Origin of the sequence: Solimonas marina, assembly GCF_012241385.1 — a bacterium.
Lineage (GTDB): Bacteria > Pseudomonadota > Gammaproteobacteria > Nevskiales > Nevskiaceae > Solimonas > Solimonas marina.
On record NZ_JAAVXB010000002.1, the window covers coordinates 227,778 to 246,643 of the forward strand.

General features: G+C 66.3%; 15 protein-coding genes. 6 read left to right on the forward strand and 9 right to left on the reverse strand.

Annotation, left to right across the window (positions count from 1 at the left end; all coding sequences use genetic code 11):
- Positions 1 to 208 precede the first annotated feature (208 nt).
- The 3 genes from G7Y82_RS04170 to G7Y82_RS04180 form a co-directional block, all read right to left on the reverse strand.
- Positions 209 to 1,237, reverse strand: a complete 1,029-nt coding sequence (locus tag G7Y82_RS04170; RefSeq protein WP_168146766.1) for an AraC family transcriptional regulator — start codon at positions 1,235 to 1,237, stop codon at positions 209 to 211.
- A 94-nt stretch (positions 1,238 to 1,331) separates the two neighbouring features.
- Positions 1,332 to 1,922, reverse strand: a complete 591-nt coding sequence (locus G7Y82_RS04175) for a 2-hydroxychromene-2-carboxylate isomerase (RefSeq protein WP_366515609.1) — start codon at positions 1,920 to 1,922, stop codon at positions 1,332 to 1,334.
- Positions 1,919 to 2,761, reverse strand: coding sequence for a D-hexose-6-phosphate mutarotase (locus G7Y82_RS04180; protein WP_168146768.1), 843 nt, complete (start codon positions 2,759 to 2,761; stop codon positions 1,919 to 1,921). Before G7Y82_RS04180 ends, G7Y82_RS04175 begins: the two co-directional genes overlap by 4 nt.
- Positions 2,762 to 2,940: 179 nt before the next feature.
- Between G7Y82_RS04180 and G7Y82_RS04185 the strand changes: the two genes are divergently transcribed.
- Positions 2,941 to 4,758 carry an acyl-CoA dehydrogenase C-terminal domain-containing protein gene (locus G7Y82_RS04185; protein ID WP_168146769.1) on the forward strand — a complete coding sequence of 606 codons (1,818 nt, stop codon included), beginning with the start codon at positions 2,941 to 2,943 and terminating at the stop codon, positions 4,756 to 4,758.
- Between the two features lie 248 nt (positions 4,759 to 5,006).
- On the opposite strand, the gene G7Y82_RS04190 is transcribed toward G7Y82_RS04185, so the two are convergent.
- From G7Y82_RS04190 to G7Y82_RS04205, 4 genes are all read right to left on the reverse strand, one after another.
- Entirely contained in the window at positions 5,007 to 6,107 is a 1,101-nt protein-coding gene (locus G7Y82_RS04190; RefSeq protein WP_168146770.1) for a hypothetical protein, read from the reverse strand.
- Between the two features lie 428 nt (positions 6,108 to 6,535).
- Positions 6,536 to 7,339, reverse strand: a complete 804-nt coding sequence (locus tag G7Y82_RS04195) for a class I SAM-dependent methyltransferase (RefSeq protein ID WP_168146771.1) — start codon at positions 7,337 to 7,339, stop codon at positions 6,536 to 6,538.
- 87 nt (positions 7,340 to 7,426) lie between these two features.
- Entirely contained in the window at positions 7,427 to 9,475 is a 2,049-nt protein-coding gene (locus G7Y82_RS04200) for an NADPH-dependent 2,4-dienoyl-CoA reductase (protein WP_168146772.1), read from the reverse strand.
- A 38-nt stretch (positions 9,476 to 9,513) separates the two neighbouring features.
- Positions 9,514 to 10,062: a thioesterase family protein gene (locus G7Y82_RS04205; protein WP_168146773.1), complete on the reverse strand. Its 549-nt coding sequence runs from the start codon at positions 10,060 to 10,062 to the stop codon at positions 9,514 to 9,516.
- Between the two features lie 166 nt (positions 10,063 to 10,228).
- On the opposite strand from G7Y82_RS04205, the gene G7Y82_RS04210 reads away from it, so the two are divergent.
- Together G7Y82_RS04210 and G7Y82_RS04215 are read left to right on the forward strand one after the other, a co-directional pair.
- Positions 10,229 to 11,473 (forward strand): TCR/Tet family MFS transporter, encoded by a 1,245-nt coding sequence (locus G7Y82_RS04210; protein ID WP_168146774.1) that lies wholly within the window; start codon positions 10,229 to 10,231, stop codon positions 11,471 to 11,473.
- A 106-nt stretch (positions 11,474 to 11,579) separates the two neighbouring features.
- The gene (locus tag G7Y82_RS04215) at positions 11,580 to 12,671 is read left to right on the forward strand and encodes an alpha/beta fold hydrolase (protein WP_168146775.1); all 1,092 of its coding nucleotides are present in this window, start codon (positions 11,580 to 11,582) and stop codon (positions 12,669 to 12,671) included.
- A 17-nt stretch (positions 12,672 to 12,688) separates the two neighbouring features.
- Here the strand turns inward: G7Y82_RS04215 and G7Y82_RS04220 are convergent, their stop codons facing one another.
- Entirely contained in the window at positions 12,689 to 13,153 is a 465-nt protein-coding gene (locus G7Y82_RS04220) for a DUF4442 domain-containing protein (protein WP_168146776.1), read from the reverse strand.
- A 220-nt stretch (positions 13,154 to 13,373) separates the two neighbouring features.
- Here G7Y82_RS04220 and G7Y82_RS04225 point away from each other — a divergent pair, with 220 nt between their 5' ends.
- Both G7Y82_RS04225 and G7Y82_RS04230 read left to right on the forward strand, forming a co-directional pair.
- On the forward strand, positions 13,374 to 15,383 hold the full coding sequence (locus G7Y82_RS04225; RefSeq protein ID WP_366515610.1) for a S46 family peptidase: 2,010 nt from the start codon (positions 13,374 to 13,376) through the stop codon (positions 15,381 to 15,383).
- 146 nt (positions 15,384 to 15,529) lie between these two features.
- The gene (locus tag G7Y82_RS04230; protein WP_168146777.1) at positions 15,530 to 16,255 is read left to right on the forward strand and encodes a hypothetical protein; all 726 of its coding nucleotides are present in this window, start codon (positions 15,530 to 15,532) and stop codon (positions 16,253 to 16,255) included.
- Positions 16,256 to 16,315: 60 nt separating this feature from the next.
- On the opposite strand, the gene G7Y82_RS04235 is transcribed toward G7Y82_RS04230, so the two are convergent.
- Positions 16,316 to 17,506: an acetyl-CoA C-acyltransferase gene (locus tag G7Y82_RS04235; RefSeq protein WP_168146778.1), complete on the reverse strand. Its 1,191-nt coding sequence runs from the start codon at positions 17,504 to 17,506 to the stop codon at positions 16,316 to 16,318.
- Between the two features lie 208 nt (positions 17,507 to 17,714).
- On the opposite strand from G7Y82_RS04235, the gene G7Y82_RS04240 reads away from it, so the two are divergent.
- Complete coding sequence (locus G7Y82_RS04240; RefSeq protein ID WP_168146779.1) at positions 17,715 to 18,770, forward strand: Glu/Leu/Phe/Val dehydrogenase; 1,056 nt, start codon at positions 17,715 to 17,717, stop codon at positions 18,768 to 18,770.
- Positions 18,771 to 18,866 lie beyond the last annotated feature (96 nt).

Sequence of the window (18,866 nt, forward strand, 5' to 3'; positions counted from 1 at the left end):
AATCCGGGAAACCTTCGCTACCGCCCCGATGCGCGCACTGGGTGGCGGCACAAGCGCTGCTGCATGCGGGACGTGGCCGACGTCTGAATCCGCAGCGCTTGATTTGCGCCGCGTGGTCGCGGCTTGCGCCGCGCCTACGGGGCGATGGGCGTTTTGCAGGAGCGGCGCGAGCCGCGACACCCAGGCCGGGGAATCCGGGAAAGCCTCGCTACGGCCCCGACGCGCGCGCCAGGCGGCGGTGCGAGCGCTTTTGCTCGCGGTATTGCACCGGCGTCATGCTCGACCAGCGTTTGAACGCGCGGTAGAAGGTGCTCGGCTCGGAGAAGCCGGTCAGGTAGACGATGTTCTCGATCGACTCCTCGGTGCCGGCCAGCAGGCGCTTGGCCAGTGCGAAGCGGAAATCGGCGAGCAGTTCGGAGAAGCTGGTGCCGGCGCGCGACAGTTCGAAGCGCAGGCGCCGCGTCGGCACGTCGAGTTCGGCGGCGACGTCTTCCAGCGTCAGCTGATCGAGTTCCAGGCGCTGCGCAAACAGCTTCTGGATGCGCTCGATGAGGTCGTGGCGTCGCAGCTTCGACAGGCGCCGCTCGGCCAGGTCCTCATGCAGCTTGAGCAGGTCCGGATCCCAGCGCGGCGAGCGGTATTCGAGCACGGCGGGGTCGAACCACAGTTCGCTTTCCGGCGCGCCGAAGCTGACCGGGCAGCCGAAGATCTTCTCGTACTCGGCCTGCGGTGCGCGCTGGCTGCAGTGCAGGGCGACGCGTTGTGGTGCGAAGCGGCCCTCGGTGACGCTCTTCAGGAACTGGATCAGTTCGAAGACGATGCAGATTTCGGTGTGACGCAGCTGCGGTGCCTCGGCCGCCGTGCCCTTGATCAGCGCGCGGGCACCTTCGTCGTCGGTGACGATGCGCACGTTCAGCGCATCGGACAGCAGGCGCAGATACTTCAGCGCGCGTTCCAGGCCCTCGCCGAGCGTGGCGCTGCTGAAGATCAGGTATTCGAGCACCTCGCCGTGGAACACCGGTAGGTGCGGGCACAAGTGCAGGCCGATCTCCGGATCGCCGGTGACGGCCTCGACGGTTTCCCAAAAGTAGGCCTGCAACTGATGCGGGGTGCGCATCTCTCGCAGGGGCAGTTCCTCGGCGTTATAGCCCAGCCGCTCGTAAATGGCGTTGACGTTCAGACCGGCGGTGACCATGCCGGAATGGATGACTTCCAGAAAATACCCAGAATCGCGCATGCCCTATCGCCCCGGTTCCTGTGGCTGTGCAGCCAACAGTTTGCCGAAATGACAGCGCGAGGTCACCTGTTTTGATCAATCTTTTTTTGCTGATTCAACGGCGTGCCCAGGCAAGGGCGTCTTCCAGGCGGTCCTGACCCCAGAACAGTTCACCATTGACGACGAAGCTCGGCGCGCCAAACAGGCCCAGTTCGGCTGCTCGCACGCCCTGTGCGCGCAGTCTCGGGCGCTCGGCCTCGCTGGTCGCATGCGCGATGACGGCGGCGGCTTGCTGGCCGGCCGTACGTAGGCAGGCGGCAATGACGGCCTCGTCGCCCACATCGCGGTCCTCGGCGAAGTTGGCGCGATAGACCGCGTGCACGAAGTTTTCCAGCCACGGTGCGTCGGCGTAGCTGCAGGCGATGCGCGCGCCGAGCACGCTGGTGCGCGGGAAGTGGCTCGGTTGCTGCCAGCCCAGGCCGTATTTGCCGCACAGGCGCGCCAGATCGCGCCACATGTAGGCGGCCTTGGCCGGCACTTCGAGGATCGGCGACTGCGCGTAGCCTTGCGACTGGAAGACTGGACCCAACAGGAACGGTTGCCAGCGCACGGTGACGCCGGCCGCGCGCGCGGCGTCGCCGATGCGCATCGCCGCCGGATACGAGTAGGTGCTGCCGAATTCAAACCAGAAATCGAGCGTGCTCACAAAACCTCCAGCGTTTGTGCGGCGCTCCATTGCGCGCCGGGATCAAGCGTGACCGGGACGCCGATGACGGCGGCCTCGACGCACAGCATCTGCCGCCAGCCGTCGGCGTCGAGATCGGTCAGGGCGTCGGCTTTTTCGGCGCCGGGATTCCAGACCACCAGATCGGTAAAGCCACGCTGGCCGATGCGCAGCGTGCGCCGGCCATCGCGCAATTCGACCGCGGGCGGCGTGTCGAAGTAGATGCGATCGACCTCGCCGACGATCGCCAGCGGGTCGTCGGTTTCGATGCACGCGGTGTTGCCGTGCGCCGAATCGCGGTAGTGCAGCCCTTGCAGGCTGCTGAGACGCGCATGGTCGATGTCGTCGACGCGTAGATAGGTGTGCAGCGCCGCGGTGAACGTGAACGGCGCATCGTCGCGGTTGTGTATGCGCAATTCGACGTCGAGAGACGCACCGCCGACCGTGACGTGCAAGGCGGCAAGGAATGCATACGGCCAGACCGCGCGGGTATCGGCGCTGTCGGCGAGTGTGAAGATGGCACGGCCGCGACCGTCAGCATCACGCCCGCGCGACGACAGCGTCCACGTACCGGTACGCGCAACGCCATGTTTGGGCAACGGTCCCTCGGCGGCGAACTGCGGAAAGATCACCGGGATGCCGCCGCGGATCGCCTGTCCGGCGCCGGCCTGTGCCTTGCTGCTCAGATAGAGCTGTTCGCCGCCACCGGCGGCTTGCCACGAGACCACGTGGGCGCCGTGGCGGCTGAGCGTGGCCTGTGCGCCGTCGACGCTGTCGATCGTGACGTCGGCATACGGCGCGGTAGCGGCCTTGAACTCCATATTTCGTTCCGGGGTCGAGGGTTACGGACGTCAAAGCATGCCGTGATCGGCGCGCAACGCGCCAGCGGCGTGTCATTGCAGCCTGCGCGCCTGCCTACGCCGAAGGTCAGTTTGGCCAATGCCGCGCTGCACAACGAGGGGCACACTGCGCGCCGTCAATTTCCTCCGTGATATCTCCCATGCCTGCCTACAAAGCTCCTTTGCGGGACATGAAGTTCCTGCTCAACGAAGTGTTCGACTATCCGGCGCACTACGCCGGCCTCAGCAACGGCAAGGATGCCGATCCGGAGACGGTCAGCGCGATCCTCGAAGAATGCGCGAAGCTGTGCGAAGAAGTGCTGGCGCCGCTGAACCTGCCGGGTGACGAGGAAGGCTGCCACTTCGACAACGGCAAGGTGACGACACCCAAGGGTTTCAAGGACGCCTACGAGCAGTACGTGGCCGGCGGCTGGCAGGGGCTGTCGCACCCGGCCGAATTCGGCGGTCAGGGCATGCCGATGTCGATGGGTCTGTTCAAGACCGAAATGATGGGCACGGCCAACTGGTCATTCAACATGTATCCGGGCCTGTCGCTCGGCGCCATGAACACCGTCATGCAGCACGCGTCGGACGAGCTGAAGGCGCTGTACATGCCCAAGCTGACCGAAGGCACCTGGACCGGCACGATGTGCCTGACCGAGCCGCAGTGCGGCACCGACCTCGGCCAGGTCAAGACCAAGGCCGAACCGCAGCCGGACGGCTCGTACAAGATCACCGGCACCAAGATCTTCATCTCCGCCGGCGAACATGACCTGGCCGAGAACATCGTGCACATCGTGCTCGCGCGTCTGCCGGACGCGCCGCCGGGAACGCGCGGCATCTCGCTGTTCATCGTGCCCAAGCATCGTCCGGCGGACGACGGTTCGGTCGGCGAGTTCAACAACGTCGTGTGCAGCTCCATCGAGCACAAGATGGGCATCAAGGCCTCGGCGACGGCGGTGATCAACTTCGACGAGGCGACCGGCTGGATGATCGCCGAGCCGAACAAGGGTCTCGAAGCGATGTTCACGTTCATGAACACCGCGCGCATCGGCACCGCGATCCAGGGTGTCTGCCACGCCGAAGCGTCGTTCCAGGGCGCGCTGGCCTATGCCAAGGACCGCCGCTCGATGCGCGCGCTGGGTGGCAAGAAGGAGCCGGAGAAGGTCGCCGACGCGATCATTCATCACGCCGACGTGCGCCGCATGCTGCTGACGCAGAAGGCCTTCGCCGAAGGCGGCCGCGCGATGATCTACTTCGCCGCGCAGTATGCCGATCACATGACCAACGGCATCATCGAAGGCGACGACAAGAAGTACAAATACTGGGACGACAAGCTCGGCTTCCTGACGCCGATCATGAAGGGCTTCCTGACCGAAATGGGCCTCGAAGCGGCCAATCACGGCATCCAGGTGTTTGGCGGCCACGGCTACATCAAGGAACACGGCATGGAGCAGATCGCGCGTGATGCGCGCATCGCCACGCTGTACGAAGGCACGACCGGTATTCAGGCGCTGGACCTGCTCGGCCGCAAGGTGCTGATCATGACCCGCGGCGGCGCCGTGCGTGACTTCACCAGCCTGATCGCCAAGTTTTCCGTCGAGCACATGCGCAACGCCAAGATGCGCCGTTACGCAACCTCGCTGGCGCGCTATGCCGCCGAGTGGAACGTACTGACGATGCGCGTGATGCTCACCGCCCGTAAGGATCGCGAAAGCGTCAGCGCCGCCAGCCATCACTTCCTGATGTACTCGGGCTACGTGACGATGGCCTACTTCTGGGCGCTGCAGGCGGCCGTGGCCAGCGACAAGCTCGCCAACGGTGGTGACGAGTCGCCGGAGTTCTACAAGGCCAAGCTCGCCACCGCGCGCTTCTACTTCGATCACCTGCTGCCGCGTGCCAAGGGCCATGCGGTGTCGATGGTCAAGCCGAGCCGCTCGATGACCAAGCTGCCGGTCGAGCACTTCGTGTTCGAATAAGTTGCGGTGCTGGAGGAGAGCATCGAGAAAGGCGCCGCGAGGCGCCTTTCTTTCTTGTCGTCGTCGATGTTACGGGCGCGGTGCCGGTCGCGGGCTTCGGTGCGTACTGCGAAGCGCGGAGTCGCGGCTTGCGCCGCTCCTGCAGGCGAGTGCGAAGCGCGACGACAAACGGTCGTTGCCTCGTCGTCCATCTGAAGCCGCGACAGTGGCACGGCCGATGCGCGCCTGCAGACAAGGCCCGCCGAAGTTCAGCGCACGAGCATCGGCGCCTCATCGGTGAAATAGGCCGCGCAATCGCCGAGCGCGGCGAGCAGCTGGCTGCCGTCGTAACGCGTCGTGCGGCTCTGGCCGTCGACGACCGACACCGAGCCGTCGTCATGGATCGTGACGCTGGCCGTGTCGCCGTCCTGCGTGATCTCGATGCTGCCGGCCGAAACCGATACCGGCAGTCCGCCATAGGCCTGGAACTGCAGGGCGCTGCCGGTGTGCACATCGTAGCTGCCGAGCTCGCAACCGTCGGCGCTGAACGATTCGCTGGCGTCGTACGTGAGCTGGTGCGGAACATGGCCGGTCTGCGGATCGGCCGTGCCCACGGTTTCTTCGGTATCCGCCAGTGCATCTGCGCTGCCGCTGGTGAAGGCGTACTGTCGCTGCAGCGTGCCGTCGACCGCGAGGGACGCGATTTCGTTCAGCCGCTCGGCCGCCTCGATGCGCGTCTGCCCTTCGATCCCATCGGCATCTGTGACGCGGCGGCTGTGATATTCGGATCCGAAGTGGCGAATCTGGCTCCTGAGCATGCCGCCGTAACTGTCGCTGTAGCGAATCGTCTCGCTGACGGGCGTGTCGGCCGACCCGTACTTCACGTAGTAGATCGTCGCGTCGCCGTCGCTCTGCGCGATGGTGCCGCACTGCAGGCCGTCGTTGCTGACGCTCTGCGGGCAGGCGTGGAGAATCTCGCCATCCAGCACCTGCGCCTCGTAGACCGTCGGGCCGATACTGTCGCAGTCGTAAAAGTGTTCGAGCGTCGCGACGTCGGTGTGCTCGCTCGTGTACGGCGAGGTGACGGTGACGGCGATGGGGTCGTCGTAGTCGACGGTGCCGCCGAAGTTGCAGTCGCTGGTCGATGCCTTGGCGACGACCGGAATCCGCAGGGCGCTGCCGTCCGTCACGACCAGGGTGCGCATGATTTCGTGCAGGCGGCCCATCGAGGCGCGCTTGAGAACGGCCTGCGGCGTGTCGAGCGTGCCGCTGGCGCTGCGGCCACCGCCGCCGTCCGAGCCGCTGCCGCAGGCGGCAAGAAAGAAGCCGGCGGCGAGGCCGGCGCCGAGACGAAACGATTGAATGACCACCTTGCACTCCCCTGAAAGCGCCGTCACGAGTGGAGCATGCTCCGTGCCATGGCACGGAGCGCGGTCTCCAGCGGACGCGGGGCGTGGCAGTTCGAACACCGCCGGCCGCGTCGCAGACGCACTTTCAGGCGCGGCACCGCTTGTGGCGGTTTGTGCGCGTGGTGTGATCAGAGGTCGCGGCTGGCGCCGCTTCTACAACGCTCCCCAGGTGTTTTGCGAATTCCCCGAACCGTTCATGCCGAGTGCCGCGCGTAGCGCGGTGTATCGAGGCACGCGCAAGGTCCGGATCTGCAGCCGCCGCGACGACACAGTTGCTCCTACAGGCAAGCACGGAGCGCAACGACAAACCGTCGGCGCCTCGCCGTCCACCTGCAGTCACGTTGTAGGCGCGGCGCGAGCCGCGACCTCGTGCCGCGTCGGCAGCGGGGTCAGTGGTCGGCGCCCTTCGGCTTCACGAACTTCAGCGTCATGCGGTCCGACTCGCCGATCGCGAGATACTTGTCGCGATCCTGATCGCCGAGCTTGAGTGTCGGCGGTAGGGTCCAGACACCGGCCGGATGATCCTTGTCGTCCTTGGGGTTGTCGTTGATCTTGGAGCGGGCGACGAGTTTGAAGCCGGCATTTTCCGCCAGTGCGATGACGTAGTCCTCGTTGACGTAACCGCTTTTCTTCATCGTCTCGAGCGTGCTGCCCGGCTTCGCTCGATGCTCGACGACGCCCAGCGTACCGCCGGGTTTCAGTGCGGTGTAGAAGGCATTGAACGCAGCCTGGTCGTAGCCGCCGCTGATCCAGTTGTGCACGTTGCGGAAGGTCAGCACCGCATCGGCGCTGCCGGGCGGCGCGACTTCGGTTTTGGCCGGCGGCGCGAAGGTGCTGATCGTGACCTTGTCGAGATCCGCCGAGTCCGCGAGCTTTTGCTTGTATGCGGCCAGCCCCTTTTCGGATGCGGGCAGGGCTGCGATGTATTCGCCGTGTTCACGCAGGTAAGGTGCCAGGATGTCGGTGTAACCGGTCAAGCCCGGCCAGATCTCGACGACGTGCATGTTCGGTGCGATGCCGAAGAACTCCAGTGTCTGCAGCGGATGGCGATACGGGTCGCGCGCCTTCAGCGCCGCCGGCCGCTCGGAACTGTCGATGGCAGACTTGAGCGCCGGCACATCGGCTGCGGCGTGTGCGGCCAGCGAGAGACCGCACAACAGCGCGGCAGCGGAGTAACGCAGGGACTGAAACATGTCGGGCTCCTGATGACAGGAGCCCGACATTAGCGGTGTCGCGAACGAAACGCGAACGGCGTCAGCGTGCCGTCAGATGCGTTGGATTCAAAGCGTTGCCGCGAGCCGCGAGCCCTGGTCGATTGCACGCTTGGCGTCGAGTTCGGCGGCGACGTCGGCGCCGCCGATCAGGTGCACGGACGCGCCGGCGGCTTGCAGCGGTTCCTGCAGTTCGCGCAGCGGAACCTGGCCGGCGCACAGGACAATGGTGTCGACTTCGAGCAGCGTCGGGTTCTCGCGCTTCTCGCCGTAGCTGATCAGCAGGCCGCGTTCGTCGATGGCTTCGTAATTGACGCCGCCGATCATCTCGACCTTCTTCATTTTCAGCGCGGCGCGATGAATCCAGCCGGTGGTCTTGCCGAGCCGTTTGCCGAGCGATTCGGCCTTGCGCTGCAGCAGCGTGACCTGCCGTGCCGGCGGCGTGATTTGGGGCTTGGCGAGGCCGCCGCGCGCGGCTTGCGGATCAGCGACACCCCATTCGCGCATCCACTCGGCCAGATCCAGCGTCGGCGAATGGCCATCCTGCACGAGATACTCGGAAACATCGAAGCCGATACCGCCGGCACCGATCACGGCAACGCGCTGGCCGACCGGCTTTTTGTCGCGCAGTACGTCGATGTAGCTGAGCACCTTGCCGGTTTTTTCCTGTTCGTCCTGGCCGGGGATTTTCGGGTCGCGCGGCGTGATGCCGGTGGCGAGCACGATGTCGTCGTAGTGGCCGGCGAGCAGGTCATTGGCGGTGACGCGCTTGCCGAGCTTGAGCTTGACGCCGGTCGTTTCGATCTTGCGGCCGAAGTAGCGCAGTGTCTCGTGGAATTCTTCCTTGCCGGGGATGCGCTTGGCCATGTTGAACTGGCCGCCGATTTCGTTGGCGGAGTCGAACAGTTCGACGTCGTGACCGCGCTCGGCGGCGACCGTCGCCGCGGCCAGTCCGGCCGGGCCGGCGCCAATCACGGCGACGCGCTTCTTCTCGGCGGCCGGCGTGTAGTTCAGCTCGGTTTCGTGACAGGCGCGCGGATTGACCAGGCAGCTCGCGGTCTTCATCTGGAAGGCGTGATCGAGGCAGGCCTGGTTGCAGGCGATGCAGGTGTTGATCTCGTCGGCGCGGCCCTGCGCGGCCTTCTTCACGAAGTCCGGGTCGGCGAGCAGCGGACGCGCCATCGAGACCATGTCGGCCTGGCCGTCGGCGAGGATCTGTTCGGCCACCGACGGATCGTTGATGCGATTGGTCGTGCACAGCGGAATCGATACTTCCGATTTCAGCTTCTGCGTGACCCAGGCGAACGCGCCGCGCGGGACCGAGGTGGCGATGGTCGGCACCCGTGCTTCATGCCAGCCGATGCCGGTATTGATGATGGTTGCGCCGGCCTTTTCGATGGCCTTGGCGAGCTGCACGATCTCCTCCCAGCTCTGGCCGTTCGGCACGAGATCGAGCATCGACAGGCGGTAGACGATGATGAAGTCCTTGCCGACCGCCTCGCGCATGCGCGTGACGATTTCGATCGGCAGGCGCATGCGGTTCTCGGCCGAACCGCCCCATTGGTCGTTGCGCTTGTTGGTGTGGGCGGCGAGGAACTGGTTGATGAAATAGCCTTCCGAGCCCATCACCTCGACGCCGTCGTAGCCTCCTTCGCGGGCCAGCACGCCAGCGCGCACGAAGGCGCGAATCTGCCGCTCCACGCCGGATGTCGTCAGCTCGCGTGGCGCGAACGGCGTGATCGGCGACTTGATCTTGGACGCCGACACCGACAGCGGCGAGTAGCCATAGCGGCCGGCATGCAGGATCTGCAGCGCGATCTTGCCGCCTTCGGCGTGCACGGCGTCGGTGACTTCGCGGTGCGAACGCGCCGCGGCGTGCGTCGACAGCTTTGAGGCAAACGGCAGCAGCCAGCCTTCGATGTTGGGCGCGAAGCCGCCGGTCACCATCAGGCCGACATCGCCGCGCGCGCGCTCGGCGAAGTAGGCGGCGAGCTTTGGGAAGTTCTTCTTGCGGTCTTCGAGACCGGTGTGCATCGAGCCCATCAGCACGCGGTTCTTCAGGGTCGTGAAACCCAGGTCGAGCGGCTGCAACAGATGCGGATACGTGGTGCTGGCCAAGGGATTCTCCTCGCTGGCAAAGTGGAAATCTTGTTCGGCTAGTCGCGCGCGGCGCGTTCGGCCTTGAGCGTGGCGGTGATGCGGTCCTGGGTATCACCCCAGCGCACCGCCCAGTCCGGCAGGGTCGGGGTCTGCACATCGCCGGCGCCCAGCGCCATCACCTTCGACGGCGGCAGCACGCCTTCGGGGCTGATGAACAGGTAGCGGACCAGCACCAGTGCACAGACGCGTCCGTTGCGGACGAAGCGGTGCTCGCAGTAAATCCATTTGGCGTCCCAGCCCAGCGTGCGCGATTGCAGCTGGTAACGCTGGAACGGCTGCAGCGATGACGAAAAGCGCGCGTCGGAATCGCCGGCCACGGGTCGCCAGCCGCGCTTCAGCGCGCGCAGCCAGACACGATTGCGCAGGCCGAGGTCGAGGCGGCCGAGATCGGCCACCGAGAAGTAGCGGCCGTTGTTCATGTGCAGGTTCATGTCGATGTCGCCCGGCCAGACCCGCAGCGACAGGCGGCTGGCGCCGAGCACCTCGAGCGGTCCGCGCAGGCGGAAAGTCAGCCAGATCCACAGGCTGCGAAACAGCATCATCATGGGCCGGACCCCGGAAAAAGCTGCGGCACCCTAGCGCAGCCCCCCGGCACTGCCAATGGCGTCGGCGACAATCCCGCCGCGTGCCGTGGCGGCAGCGCGACAGCCTCCGCGGCGGCGCGCACAATGGCGGCCGGGGAGGGCGGCCGTCGCCGCCAGGGGAATGCAGATGTCTGCAATGCCGGCCGGCGCCCGTCGTGGCGCGCTGCTGTTCATCTTTGTCGTCGTCGTGCTCGACATGCTGGCGTTCGGCATCATCATTCCGGTGCTGCCGAAGCTGGTCGAGCAGTTTCTCGGCGGCAACACCGTCAGTGCCGCGCGCGTCTACGGTCTGTTCGGCATGGCCTGGGCGGCGATGCAGTTCGTCTTTTCGCCGCTGCTGGGCGCGCTGTCGGACCGGTTCGGCCGGCGCCCTCTGATCCTGCTGTCGTGCTTCGGGCTCGGCATCGACTTCATCTTCATGGCGCTGGCGCCGACCCTGAGCTGGCTGTTCGTCGGCCGCATCGTCAGTGGCATGACGGCGTCGAGCTTTTCGATGGCCAGCGCCTACATCGCCGACGTGACGCCCCCCGAAAAGCGCGCCGGGGCTTACGGTCTGCTCGGCGCCGGTTTCGGCATCGGCTTCATTTTCGGGCCGGCACTCGGCGGTGTGCTGGGGCACAGCGATCCGCGTCTGCCGTTCGTCGTCGCCGGGACGCTGGCGGTGCTCAACGCGCTCTACGGCTATTTCGTGCTTCCGGAGTCGCTGCCGCGCGAGCGACGGCTGCCTCGGCTCAACTGGGCGCGCGCCAACCCGGTCGGCGCGCTGCGTCTGCTGCGTTCGCACCCAGAGTTGTCGGGGTTGGCGACGGTCTATTTCCTGTTCCAGTTCGCGCACTATGTGTTGCCGAGCACGGCGATCCTGTATTCGAGCTATCGCTACGGCTGGGACGCGCGCGCCCTGGGCCTGATGATGGCGGCGACCGGTGCCTGCAGCATCGTCGTGCAGGCGGTGCTGGTGCGACCCACGGTTGCCCGGCTCGGCGAGCGGCGCACCTTGCTCGTCGGGCTGAGCTTCGCGGTGTTGGGCTTCGCCGGCTTCGGCCTGGCGCCCAGCGGCGCGTGGTTTCTCGCCGCGGTGCCGGTGTTCGCGCTGGCCGGTCTCGTCAACCCTGGCTTGCAGGCGTTGATGACGGCGCGCGTCGGCCGCGACGAACAAGGCCAGCTGCAGGGCGCCAACGCCAGCCTGATGGGCATTGCCGGGCTGTTCGCGCCGGGCGCGTTCACACAGGTCTTCGCCTATTTCATCAGCCCGGCGGCGCTGCACTGGCCGGGCGCACCGATGCTGCTGGCGGCTGCGTTGACGGCCGTGGCCGCAGTGTTGGTCGGCGCTGCGGCGCGCGCGGCGCCCGTGGTGACGGACAGCGCCGGCTGACAATGCATTCGCCGCGCCGCCCGCTTGGCGCCGCACGCGGCCATCGCGCGGCGGTCGCATGCGGCTATGCTGCAAGACCTTATCGCAAGCGTTCGAGGATTCCCGCATGTCGATGTCGCCGGCTCCGCGCAGCGGCCAGTTTCGCCATCACGGTCATCGGCTCGCCTATGAGCTGCACGGCGAGGACGGCGCGCCACCCTGCGTGCTGGTGCACGGCATCCTTTTCGACTCGCTGTTGAACCGCGAACTGGCGCGGCGCATCGCGCGCCTCGGCTTTCAGGTCGCATTGATCGATCTGCTCGGTCACGGTCAGAGCGACCGGACCACCGATCCCAAGGATCATCGCGTCGATTTCTACGCCGATCAGGTGCTCGGCCTGCTTGACCACCTGGGTTGGCCGCATGCGGTGGTCGGCGGTGTGTCGCTGGGTTGTATCACCGCGCTGACGGTGGCGGCCAAGGCGCCATCGCGGGTCGATGCGCTGTTTCTGGAAATGCCGGTGATGGAATGGTCGGCGCCGTGGGCGGCGCTGTTGCTGGCGCCGGTGCTGGTCAGTGCCCGCTACGGCGCGCTGCTGCATCGACGCGTCGCGCGCGTGATCGCCTGCGTGCCGCGGCCGCCGCTCGACTGGCTGGCCAGCGGCCTGAACATGGCGTCGAACGATCCGCGGGTGATCGCCGCCATTCTGCACGGTGTGCTGGTCGGGCCGATCGTGCCGACGCTGGCGCAGCGACGAATGATGAAAATGCCGGCGCTGATCATCGGCCATCGCAACGACAAGTTGCACGAGCATCGCGACGCGCGCTCGCTGGCGGTACAGCTGCCGAACGCCAAGCTGCTGATGGCGCGCTCGATTCTCGATCTGCGCCTGCGTCCGGACCGGCTGTGGCCGCAAATCGCGCCGTTCTTCCAGTCGCTGCTCGAAGCGCCGCAGATCCATCCGGTCGAGCCGGCCGCCAAGCCCCTGCCGCGCAAGGTCGCCCCGCGTGCCGCGACACCGACGATCCGCAAGCCTGCGAGCGGTGGCCGTGCTGGGCAGAAAGCGAGCGTGAAGAAGCGCGGTTCCGGCAAGGTCGCCGCGAAAAAAGCCGCGCGCAAGGTGGCGGTCAAGCCAGCGGTGACGAAGCAGGCTTCCGCGCGCAAGACGGCTGCGCCGAAGGCGGCCAAGCGACCCCAGGGCGCTCGCGCACGGCGCTGAGGTCACGCGACGCGGGTTCAGCCGCTGGCGCGCGGTTTTTCGCGCTTCTTGCGCACGTACAGCGTCTTCACGACGCGAGCCACCAGCTGGCCTTTGCCGTCGACGATGTCGACCGTGTACTGCGGGCGCAGGGCCTCGCCGTCCGCCGCGTCGCGCCTCAGGCGTTCGATTTCGTCCGGCGGCATGCGGAACTTCGCATGGACGGTGCCGCGTCCGGGTGAGATGAAGTCGATCTGTGCGGACTGGTCCCAGACGATGTAGTCAGGGCCGATCTGCTGCATCGTCATCAGCATCAGAAATGGATCGGTCATCGAATACAGGCTGCCGCCGAACTGCGTGCCGACCGCGTTCCGGTTGTACCAGCGCAGCGGCATGCTGACGTCGAGCTCACTGTAGTCGGCCTTGATGTGGTCGACGCGAATGCCGGTGAACCAGTACGGCGGATAGGCATTCATCAGCAGGCGGAAAAGACGCGGGCGCATGGCACGCTCCTGAAAGAGGGGTGCCTCGAGCTTGCGCCGGACGTGGCCGGCGGTCATTGGCCGGACGATCCACACGTCGATGATCGATGACGCGGGCGGGGGAATTTTCTCTGTGACGGCAGACGCAAGGCGTTTAGGCTTGTAGGCTGAAGGCTTCAAGCATTTTCATCATTTTCAAGACATGCCGATGATTTTCGACCCGCGCGGATGGTGCGCTCTGGTGCTGTCCCTGTTTGCCGCGACGGCGTCCGCCGCCGAGGGCATGTGGACCTTGGACAATTTGCCGCTGGCGCAGCTGAAAGCCAAATACGGCTTCGAGCCGGACGCGAAGTGGGTCGATCACGTGATGAAGGCCTCGGTGCGGCTTGCCGATGGCTGCTCCGGTTCGTTCGTGTCCAAGGACGGCCTGGTGCTGACCAATGCGCACTGCGTGCTCAGCTGCGTTCAGGACTTGAGCGGCAAGAAGGACTGGGTCAACGACGGCTTCGTCGCCCGCAAGCGCGAGGAGGAGGTGGCCTGCCCGACGATGGAGCTGAACCGTCTGGAGCAGATCACCGACGTCACCGACCAGATCCGCGCGGCGACGGCCGGCAAGCAGGGCGAGGACTACGTCGACGCCAAGCAGGCGGCCCAGGCCAAGCTCGAGTCCGATTGCACCGGCAAGGACGCGGCGCATACCCGCTGCGATGTGGTCGAGCTTTACGACGGCGGCAAGTTCGATCTGTACCGCTATCACCGTTTCCAGGACGTGCGCCTGGTGTTCTGGCCGGAATACCGCGCGGCGTTCTTCGGCGGTGATCCGGACAATTTCAGTTTTCCGCGCTACAACCTCGACATGGGCATGCTGCGTGCGTACGAGAACGGCAAGCCGGCAAAGGTCAAAGACTTTTTTCCGCTGAACCCGGCCGGTGCCAAGCCCGGCGAGCTGACCATGGTGACCGGCCACCCGGGTTCGACCGACCGCCAGCTGACGATGGCGCAGCTCGAAGGTCTGCGCGACTACCGGCTGATCGATATGGCGCTGTACATGGCTGAGCGACGCGCGATGCTGGCGCAGTACAGCCGGATCGGCGCCGAAGCCGCGCGCCAGGCGCAGACCGATCTGACGTTCACCGCCAACAGCCTCAAGGTGTACCGTGGCCAGCTCGAGGCCTTGCACGATCCGGCGGTGTTCGCGCGCAAGCAGCAGGACGAGCAGGCGCTACGTGCTGCGGCGGCGTCCGACGCGCCATGGGAGGCCGTCGCGCAGGCCGAGCGGGTGCGCCGCAATCACTACATCCGCTACATGATGCTGGAGCGCCGGCAGGCGTTTTATTCGGACGAATTCCGCATCGCCCGCGAGTTGGTCCGTCACGCCGACGAAATGGCCAAGCCCAATGCGTCGCGCCTGCCGGAATACCAGGACTCGGCGCTGCCGCGCATCGAGCAGCGCGTGATGTCGAAGGCGCCGATCTATCCGGAATACGAGAAGGCCAAGCTGACCTGGTCGCTGACCAAGCTGCGCGAGGCGGTCGGCCCCGATGATCCGCTGGTAATGCTGGTGCTTGGCAAGGAGTCGCCGGCGCAACTGGCGGCCGAGCTGGTCGATCACAGCGAGCTGGCCGACCTTTCGGTGCGCAAAAAGCTCTGGAATGGCGGCGCTGCGGCGATCGCAGCGTCCAAGGACCCGTTCATCGAGCTTGCGCGGGCTGTCGATGCGCCGTCGCGGGCCGTGCGCAAGACCATGGAGGCCGATGTCGATGGCCCCGAGGAGCGCGCTGCCGAGGAGATCGCCAAGGTCCGTTTCGACAAGTACGGCACGTCGGTCTATCCGGACGCGACATTCACGCTGCGCCTGTCGTACGGCGAGGTGAAGGGCTGGGACGAAGACGGCCACGAGGTGGCGCCGTATACGCAGATGGAAGGTGCGTTCGCGCGGCAGACCGGCAGCGATCCGTTCCTGCTGCCAAAGTCCTGGAATGCCGCGAAGGACAAGCTCGACCTGTCGACGCCGTTCGATTTCGTGACGACCAATGACATCATCGGCGGTAACTCCGGCAGCCCGGTCATCAATCGTGACGCGCAGATCGTCGGTCTGGCGTTCGACGGCAACCAGCATTCGTTCGGCGGGGCATACTGGTTCGACGAGCGTCTGAATCGCTGTGTCGCGGTGCACCCGGCGGCGATCGCTGAGGCGCTGTCGAAGATTTACGACGCCGGAGCGCTGCTCAAGGAGATGGAAGGGCGCTGAGGCGCGGTCCTTGCGGGAGAGGACCGGGGCCGGCCGGCAGCGGATGAACGGTCGTTGTGCCCGGCCAAATGGTCGGGATGGGGATCGGGCAGGGTGGCCGGCGTCTCTATGATCGACGGGTTGTTGGATTCAGCCAGGGAGACTGCGTGAGAAAGCATTGCTATGCGCTGGTGCCGCTGCTCTGTGCACCGGCCTGGGCCTGGGCCCAGCAGACACCGGAGCCTTATTCGAAAGTGATCCCGGTTCCGGAACAGCCGCCGGCGGTCGAGATGCCGTCGGGCGCCGTGATGCGCTATCCGCCGCAGCCGGCCGCCGTCGATCTGTTCTACGTGCCGAATTCACGGCTCAGCGTGAAGGCGGACATCAACGGTGATGGGGTGACCGACCAGGGTCACATCGACGATGACGGCTATGGTGTGCGGACGCTGATCCCGATTGGCCGCGGCGGCATGCGCATCGGCGGCGAGTATCAGGCCGTCAAGTACGTCGCCGACGGCCTGAGTACCGACTTCAAGGAATACCGGCTGGGTGGCGGCTGGATGTCGCACGGCCGGCTACGCGGCGGTCCGTACGTCGAGTACCTGAATCTCGACTTCGGCCACGGCGAGAGTTCCGGTGGCGTCGGGGTGCACGCACGCGGCGAGTACGATGCCACTGCGTGGATGGAGGTCTACGGCCAGGGCGGCTACCTTCATACCGACCATCATGGCGATGCCGCCAATGGCTATGAATATCTGGCCGGCCTGTCGATGACGTACAACCCGTGGTTCGGCGCATTTGCCGAGTACCGCGGCAGCGAGCTCAAGAACAATGGCGACCACACCAAGTTCGGCGATATCCGCATCGGCATCAAGCTGCTGATCGGCCCCTGATGCGGTTTCCGAGGGGCGACGCCGCTGGGCGCCGCCCCTCGAGACAGGCGGGTTCCCGCCTCAGAGCATCTCGATCGCCAGCGCGGTTGCTTCGCCGCCGCCGATGCACAGCGACGCGACGCCGCGCTTGCCGCCGGTCTTCTTCAACGCGCCGATCAGGGTCGTCACGATGCGCGTGCCCGACGCGCCGATCGGGTGGCCGAGCGCGCAAGCGCCGCCGTTGATGTTGACCTTGTCGTGCGGGAGCTTGTGCTCCTGCATCGCCGCCATCGTCACGATCGCGAACGCTTCGTTGATTTCCCACAGGTCGACGTCGGCCACCGACCAGCCGGCCTTGGCCAGCACTTTTTCGATGGCCGGCACCGGCGCGATGGTGAATTCGGCCGGCAGGCGCGCGGCGCCGGCCTGCGCGACGATCTTGGCGATCGGCTTGAGGCCGCGCTTCTCGGCTTCGGACTGACGCATCAGCACCATCGCGGCCGCGCCGTCGGAAATCGAGCTGGCGTTGGCGGCGGTCACGGTGCCGTCCTTCTTGAAGGCCGGACGCAGCGTCGGAATCTTCTCCGGCGAGGCCTTGAACGGCTGCTCGTCGCGGCTGATCGTTTCGGTGCCCTTCTTGCTCGTAACGTCGACCGGCACGATCTCGAATTCGAAGCTGCCGTCTTCGTTGGCGCGCTTGGCACGCTTCAGCGACTCGATCGCGAACGCGTCCTGCTGCTCGCGCGTGAAACCGTACTTTTCGGCAGTGCGTTCGGCGAACGCGCCCATCGGCGTGCGCTTTTCGTAGGCGTCCTCAAGGCCGTCGAGCGCCATGTGATCGAGCAGCTCGCCGTGGCCGAAGCGGTAGCCGCCGCGCGCCTTGGCCAGCAGGTAAGGGGCGTTGCTCATGCTCTCCATGCCGCCGGCGACGACGACATCGGCATTGCCGGCGGCGATCGTGTCGGCCGCCATCATGATGGTCTTCATGCCGGAGCCGCAGACCTTGTTGACGGTGGCGCAGACCACGCTATCCGGCAGCCCGGCGCCACGCGACGCCTGGCGCGCCGGGGCCTGGCCCTGGCCGGCCGGCAGCACGCAGCCCATGATCACTTCCTGCACGTCGGTCGGCGCCAGGCCCGAACGCTCGACGGCGGCCTTGATCGCCAGCGCCCCGAGCTGGTTGCCGCTGAAACCGGACAACATGCCCATCATGCCGCCCATCGGCGTGCGGCTGATGCCGGTGATGACGATCGGATCGGTGGCTTGCGACATGTTGGGCTCCTCGTGAGTCGGGTTCGGTCAAAAGAACGCCATTTTAACGTGCGGCCGATGCCGCCGCGGGACGCGGCGGGTCGTCCGGCTTGTCCGTCGAAGGCGATCGCGCGTCAACGCAAGCGGCGTGACTGAGGAATGCTCACGGGTGGTCGGCGGCGGCCCGATGGCTACAATCGCCGTCCGTTTTCCGACGCCGAGGCGCCCCATGGCTCTGTTCTCGCACCCCGAGTTCGATCAGCACGAGACCGTCAGCTACTTCCATGATGCCGAGACCGGCCTGCACGCGATCATCGCCGTGCACAACACCCATCTCGGCAAGGGCCTGGGCGGCTGCCGCATGTGGCCGTACGCCAGCGAAGCCGATGCACTGACCGACGTACTGCGTCTGTCGCGTGGCATGACCTACAAGGCGGCGCTGGCCGGCCTGCCGCAAGGTGGTGGCAAGAGCGTGATCATCGGCGATCCGCGCCAGGACAAGACGCCGGCGCTGATGCGCGCGATGGGCCGCGCCGTCGAGCGCATGAACGGCGCCTATGTGGTGGCCGAGGACTCCGGCACCAGCGTCGCCGACATTCGCATCATGGCCGAGGAAACCCGGCACGTCGGCGGTCTGGCCGACGCCAAGTCGGTGGCTGCCGGCCGCACCGGCGATCCGTCGCCGGCCACGGCGCGCGGGACGTTCATCGGCCTGCAGGCCGCCGTGCGCCACCAGCTGGGCCGCGACGAGCTCAAGGGGCTGAAGGTCGCCATTCAGGGCGTCGGCAATGTCGGCTATCGGCTGGCCAAGCACTTGCACGAGGCCGGTGCCCAGCTGTGGGTGACGGATCTGTATGCGCCGGCGGTCGAGCGCTGCGTCGGCGAACTCGGTGCCACCGCGGTGGCGATGGACGAGATTCACGCGCTGGACGTCGATGTCTTCGCGCCGTGCGCGCTCGGCGCCATCCTCAATGACGTGACGATTCCGCAGATCAAGGCGCGCGTCGTCGCCGGCGCCGCCAACAATCAGCTCGCGGTGCCGGTCGTGCACGGCGCGGCGTTGAGCGAGCGCGGCATCCTCTACGCGCCGGACTACTGCATCAATGCCGGCGGCATCATCGATATCTATTACGAAGGTCCGGCCTATCACGCGCCAATCGTCGAAGCGCACCTGCAGCGCATCGGCGAGACCTTGACGCAGATCTTCGAGCGTGCCGCACGCGAGTCGCGGCCGACGCACGAGATCGCCGACCGCATGGCCGAGGAAATCTTCCGCAAGGCCTGAGGGCGTTCGGCGATCCGGCGTCTTTGGGCGCTGCGGCTGCGCGCGATGCGAAAGTCCGCTTAGACTGGAGGCGATCCCCAGTTTTCGCCCTGACGG

What these genes read in the sequence shown, in the direction of transcription:
- G7Y82_RS04170 (WP_168146766.1), bottom strand. Translation starts at nt 1,237, where the DNA reads ATGCGCGATTCTGGGTATTTTCTGGAAGTCATCCATTCCGGCATGGTC.
- G7Y82_RS04235 (WP_168146778.1), bottom strand. Translation starts at nt 17,506, where the DNA reads ATGTCGCAAGCCACCGATCCGATCGTCATCACCGGCATCAGCCGCACG.
- G7Y82_RS04180 (WP_168146768.1), bottom strand. Translation starts at nt 2,761, where the DNA reads ATGGAGTTCAAGGCCGCTACCGCGCCGTATGCCGACGTCACGATCGAC.
- G7Y82_RS04215 (WP_168146775.1), top strand. Translation starts at nt 11,580, where the DNA reads ATGTCGATGTCGCCGGCTCCGCGCAGCGGCCAGTTTCGCCATCACGGT.
- G7Y82_RS04205 (WP_168146773.1), bottom strand. Translation starts at nt 10,062, where the DNA reads ATGATGATGCTGTTTCGCAGCCTGTGGATCTGGCTGACTTTCCGCCTG.
- G7Y82_RS04220 (WP_168146776.1), bottom strand. Translation starts at nt 13,153, where the DNA reads ATGCGCCCGCGTCTTTTCCGCCTGCTGATGAATGCCTATCCGCCGTAC.
- G7Y82_RS04185 (WP_168146769.1), top strand. Translation starts at nt 2,941, where the DNA reads ATGCCTGCCTACAAAGCTCCTTTGCGGGACATGAAGTTCCTGCTCAAC.
- G7Y82_RS04240 (WP_168146779.1), top strand. Translation starts at nt 17,715, where the DNA reads ATGGCTCTGTTCTCGCACCCCGAGTTCGATCAGCACGAGACCGTCAGC.
- G7Y82_RS04195 (WP_168146771.1), bottom strand. Translation starts at nt 7,339, where the DNA reads ATGTTTCAGTCCCTGCGTTACTCCGCTGCCGCGCTGTTGTGCGGTCTC.
- G7Y82_RS04210 (WP_168146774.1), top strand. Translation starts at nt 10,229, where the DNA reads ATGTCTGCAATGCCGGCCGGCGCCCGTCGTGGCGCGCTGCTGTTCATC.